Annotated in this window: 5 protein-coding genes; all 5 read left to right on the top strand. The window is 76.0% G+C overall.

The window, feature by feature from the left end; all coding sequences use genetic code 11:
- On the top strand, positions 1-1203 hold a 1203-nt coding region (locus EAD98_RS00850), incomplete at its 5' end, for a LuxR family transcriptional regulator (protein ID WP_233583663.1).
- A 43-nt stretch (positions 1204-1246) separates the two neighbouring features.
- Positions 1247-3238, top strand: coding sequence for a nitrate- and nitrite sensing domain-containing protein (locus EAD98_RS00845; RefSeq protein WP_158609755.1), 1992 nt, complete (start codon positions 1247-1249; stop codon positions 3236-3238).
- On the top strand, positions 3235-3681 hold the full coding sequence (locus tag EAD98_RS00840; RefSeq protein WP_121652188.1) for a roadblock/LC7 domain-containing protein: 447 nt from the start codon (positions 3235-3237) through the stop codon (positions 3679-3681). Before EAD98_RS00845 ends, EAD98_RS00840 begins: the two co-directional genes overlap by 4 nt.
- Complete coding sequence (locus EAD98_RS00835; RefSeq protein WP_255421207.1) at positions 3662-4039, top strand: DUF742 domain-containing protein; 378 nt, start codon at positions 3662-3664, stop codon at positions 4037-4039. Before EAD98_RS00840 ends, EAD98_RS00835 begins: the two co-directional genes overlap by 20 nt.
- 109 nt (positions 4040-4148) lie before the next feature.
- Positions 4149-4442: hypothetical protein (locus EAD98_RS00830; RefSeq protein WP_199723193.1), on the top strand; the 294-nt coding region annotated here is incomplete at its 3' end.

Genomic DNA, 4442 nt, shown 5'->3' with positions numbered 1-4442 from the left:
GTCACGGGCACGCCGACCGCCGCGCTCTCGGCGCTCGTGCAGGCCGCCGCGCTGCTCGAACCGGACGGGCGGGCCGCCCTCCTGCCGGACAGCCCCGCCGCGCTGGCCGCCCTCACCGCCGTGCACTGCGGTGAGCTGGACATCGCCGAACGGGTGTTGCACCGGGCCCTGGCGGTCGGTGTCGGCGGTCCGCTGATGGCCCGCCGTCACCTGCTGTTGCAGGCCTGGATCCTGATGGTCCGGGGCCAGACGCTCGCCGCGGCCGAGCACGTCGCCACGGTGGCGGCCGACGGGCGACCGCTGGAGTCACGCGACCAGCTCTTCGCCGCCGCGCTGCAGATGGGCATCGCCCGGCGCAACAGCGACCTCGGCGCGCTCAAACGCGGGTGGGGGCAGGCGCTGGAGGCGGTCGTTCGGCACCCCGTCGACCTGTTCGCGCTGCTGCCCCTGGGCGAGCTCGCCATCGCGGGCGCCCGACTGGGTGACCTGGCCCGGCTGGAGCCGTACCTGCGGGAGGGCCGCGCGCTGCTCGGTCGGCTCGGGGAGCCGGCACTGTGGAGCGTCCCGCTGCACTGGAGCGGGCTGCACGCCGCGATCCTGACCGACGAGCCGGTGGCCGCCGACGAACACGTCGCCGCCCTGCTCGCCACCGCCGACCACAGCCGGTACGCGGCCGTGGTCGCCGCGGCCGCCGAGAGCTGGGTGGAGGTGCTGCGGGGCGTGGTCGACCCGGTCCGGGTGGAGGCCGCCGCCCGGGGGCTGCACGACACCGGGCTGTGCTGGGACGGCGCTCGCCTCGCCGGGCAGGCCGCGATCCGCACCTCGGACCGGCGGGCGATGACCACCCTGCTGGAGTGCGCCCGCGTCCTTCAGGGCCGGTCGGCCGCCCCCAACGGCGGGCAGCGGCCCGCCACCGGCGAGGGCGCCACCCAGGTGGCCGACGCCACCGCCGCCCCCGCCCAGCAGGGGCTCAGCGACCGCGAATACGAGGTGGCCGAGCTGGTGCTGGCCGGGCTGACCTACCGCGAGATCGGCGACCGGCTCTTCATCTCGGCCAAGACCGTGGAGCACCACGTGGCCCGGATGCGCAACCGGCTCAACTGCGCCAACCGCACCGAGCTGCTGGCGCTGCTGCGCACCATGCTCGCCGACCGGGCCAGCAACGCGGCCGGTCAGCCGTGGCCGCAGCGGTCGGCCCGATGACGCGCCCGCGTGGTGGACGCCCGTGGACCGAGCGGAGCGCGCCGTGACGCGGCCCGCGGACCGGCCGATCCGGATCCGGCTCGTCGCGCTGGCGGCGGTGCTGGTCACGCTCTGGTCGTACGCGGCCTACCTCACCGTCCAGGACGCGGCTGACCTGCTCCGGGTACGGGCCCTGGCGGACACCCTGGGCCAGCCCGTCGACCGGCTGATCCAGAGCCTGCAGACCGAGCGCCGGTTGACCGCCGAGACGATCGCCGCAGCGGGGCGGCCGGGGGCCGCGCTCACCGGAGCACGTGCGGGGACCGACCGGGCGGTCGCCGACATCCGCGCGTTCACCGAGGGCAGCGACCTGCGGCTGCTCACCGCCGGCGCCGTCCGCGAACGGGCCGACGAGCTGGGCCGGCGGCTGAACGGCCTGAGCGCCGTGCGGTCCCAGGTGGACGCCGAGCGGCTCGACCGCGCCGAGGCGGTCGACGGGTACGACCAGCTCGTCGACGCCGCCTTCGCCGTCTACGGCCCGGAGTGGGGCGCGTACGAGAGCGCGCTCGCCGTCGACACCCGCGCGGTGATCGCGCTGGCCCGCGCCCGTGAACTGCTGGCCCGGGAGGACACCCTGGTCAGCGCCGCCCTGACAGCTGGCCGGATCTCCGCCGATGAGCGGCGCCGGCTGGCCGACCTGGTCAGCAACCAGCGGTACGCGGGCGCCGAGGCGACCGCCGGCCTGCCGGTCGACGACCCGGGAACCCATCAGCGGCTCACGGCGGGTCCACGGTTCGCGGACCTGCTCGCCCTGGAGGACGTGCTGCTGCGGACGGGCGAAGCGACCCCCCTGAGCGGGGTCACCATCCCGGCCTGGCGGGCGGCGGCGGACGCCGCCCTCGGCGCCCTGCACGAGCTGGTGACCACGACGGCCCGCAGCAGTGTCGAGCGGGCCACGCCGGGCGCGGCCGGGCTCGTCGCGCGCACCGGCGCCGTGGTGGGGCTCGGCCTCATCGCGGTGATCGTGGTGCTGCTGAGCTGGGCCGGCGCCGTCCGCCGACTGACCGACGAGTTGGCCCGGTCGGGCGCCGACCGCCGCTGGCAGGAGTTACCGCCCGCTGCGGCGCCGGCCCGACCCGCCGTTCCGGCGGCCGTCGAGACCCCGGACCGGTCCCGGGACGCCACGGCGCCGGAGCGCGCCACCCGGGACCTGTTCCTGCACCTCACCCGGCGTAACCAGGCCCTGCTGCGCGATCAGCTCAACCTGCTGGACGGTATGCAGCGGCGGGAGCGGGCCGCCGAGGAGACCGACGAGCTGTTCCGCCTCGACCACCTCACCACCCGTGTCCGGCGCAACGTGGAAAAGCTGATCGCGCTGGCCGGCGCGGCGCCGGCCCGCCGGTGGCGGCGCCCGGTGCCCCTGCTCGACGTCGCACGCGGTGCGGTCGCCGAGGTGCCGGACTACCACCGGGTGCTGATCGCGCCGCACTGGCCCTGGTCGCTCGCCGGCCCCGCCGTCACGGACGTCATCCACCTGCTGGCCGAGCTGATCGAGAACGCGCTGGCCTTCTCGCCGGCGGAGACCACCGTCCGGGTCGGCGGTGAGCACCGGCCACAGGGCTGCGCGGTCGTGGTCGTCGACGACGGCCCGGGCCTCGACGCGACCGCGTTGGCCGAGGCGAACCACCTGCTCGGCAACCCGCCCCCGGGCGGCCCGCCCGCCGGCCCGACCGGGCTCTACACCGTTGCTGTGCTCGCCGCCCACTGTGGCGCGCAGGTGTCGCTGCGTCCCAGCCAACGCGGCGGGACGGCCGCGATCGTGGTTCTTCCGGCCCGGCTGGTCACGGTCACCGGCGCCGGTGGCGGACCAGCCACGGCGCGGCGCGACGCCGCGCAGCGGCCGGGCCGGGCCGCAGCCGACGGGCCGGCCCCGGGGAACCACGGCGGGCTGCCGGTACGGACCCGCCAACCCGGGTCGATCGGGCCCGAACCCGGCACCACCGGCCCCGACACCGTCGAGCTGCCGGTCGCGAGAGCAGCAAGGAGACAGCGATGACGCATGCAGTGGTCACCGGAGACAGCCTGACCGGCGCCCTGGACCGCCTGGTCGACCGGGTGCGCGGCGCGGAGTTCGCCGTGGTGCTCTCTCCGGACGGGCTGCCGCTGGGCGGGTCCCGGCATGTCGAGGCGAAGCTGGCCGAGCAGATTTCCGGCGTGGTCGCCGGTCTGCTGGCGTTGGGGTTGGCCGCCACCCGGACCTGCGACGCCGGCGGGCTGCGCCAGATCGTGGTGCAGATGTCGCGGGCGTTCCTGTTCGTCGCCACCATCCGCAACGGGACCATCCTCACCGTCCGGATCGCCGGCGACGACGCCGAGGTCGGGGACATGGCGTACGAGGTGGCGCTGTTCGTGGGGCAGGCCGAGCGGCACCTGCCCGTCACCCTGGAACCGGCCTCCGCGGCGAGGAGCGGGGACACAGGTGTACTCCAACACCGCTGACGAGGCGTGGTACGACGACGACGCCGGGCCGGTGGCCCGCCCCTACACCATGACCGGCGGGCGCACCGCGACCGATCGCGGGCGGTTCGACCTGATCTCGCTGGTCGTCGCCCGGCGGGGGGCCGCGCCCGCTGCGCCGCTCTTCCCCGAACAGGCGCGGATCGTCGAGCTGTGTCACCATCCAGTGTCGGTGGCTGAGGTCGGCGCCGAGTTGGACCTGCCCCTGGGGACCGTCCGGGTCCTCCTCGGTGACCTGCTCACGGCCGGGCTGATCGAGACGCACGAACCGCCGACGCTGTCGGAGCTGCCGACCGCGGACCTGCTTGAGGCGTTACTCGTCGGGCTTCGCGCGCTGTGACCGGAACGGGTGGCACCCCCGACCGGGGGAACGCAGGCGCGTGTCCGGGAACGAATTGAAGGGGAGACAGGTAGTGCCGGCAACACCGCCCCAGCCACGGCGCACTGTGGTGATCATTCTGCTGGACCGGATCGTGGCCATCGCCGCAGCCGCACGGCGGGTGCTCACCGGCCGGAGCGACGTCTCGCGGGCCACCTGGGTCGCCGTCATCGCCGCGCTCGGGGTGCTGATCGCGACGGTCGTCTCCGTCGTCGGCGTGCTGCGCACGCCGGAACGGCTGGCGCCGGTGACCCTCGACCCGCCGCCCTCCGCCGAGCAGGTGGACGCGCTGCCGACCGACACGCCCAGGGCGGCCCAGGCGAGGCCGGCGGCCACCAGCCCGACGAGGCCGGCGGCCCCGGAG

The organism is Micromonospora sp. CV4, assembly GCF_003667455.1.
Classification (GTDB): Bacteria; Actinomycetota; Actinomycetes; order Mycobacteriales; family Micromonosporaceae; genus Micromonospora.
This window is presented reverse-complemented; position numbering and strand designations above follow the sequence as displayed.

Excerpts from the sequence above, each read along its gene's own strand:
- EAD98_RS00840 (WP_121652188.1), top strand. The coding sequence starts at position 3,235 with ATGACGCATGCAGTGGTCACCGGAGACAGCCTGACCGGCGCCCTGGAC.